Source organism: Winogradskyella poriferorum (genome assembly GCF_050618035.1).
GTDB lineage: Bacteria > Bacteroidota > Bacteroidia > Flavobacteriales > Flavobacteriaceae > Winogradskyella > Winogradskyella poriferorum_A.
This window is the reverse complement of sequence record NZ_JBODPY010000040.1, coordinates 1-268: the sequence shown is the minus strand read 5'-3', so window position 1 is coordinate 268 and position 268 is coordinate 1. Positions and strand designations below refer to the sequence as shown.

At 35.1% G+C, this 268-nt stretch carries 1 pseudogene; it reads right to left on the bottom strand.

Annotated features, from left to right (window positions below):
• A pseudogene (locus ACRHOC_RS14840) lies at positions 1 to 268 on the bottom strand (peptide MFS transporter); the annotation flags it as partial.

Below are 268 nucleotides of genomic sequence, written 5' to 3'. Positions count from 1 at the left end.
AGATCATGCTAACAGATGCTGTTTTCGCTCCTTGTGGTATTGATGAAGACCCATAAGATAATGCTGCAAAACCTAAACCTAGTAGCAATAAACCAATAGCAAATTTAACTGCAGCAGAAGGATTGTATTTACTCTCCCATATTTTCGAGAATAATGGTGCCAGTGTTATAATAAATAGTGAATTCAAAATTAAAAACCATGAAGCTTCAATTTCTGCACTTTCCTTTGGTAAGATCACAGATAGTTTCCAAAAGACAAATCCCCAGAT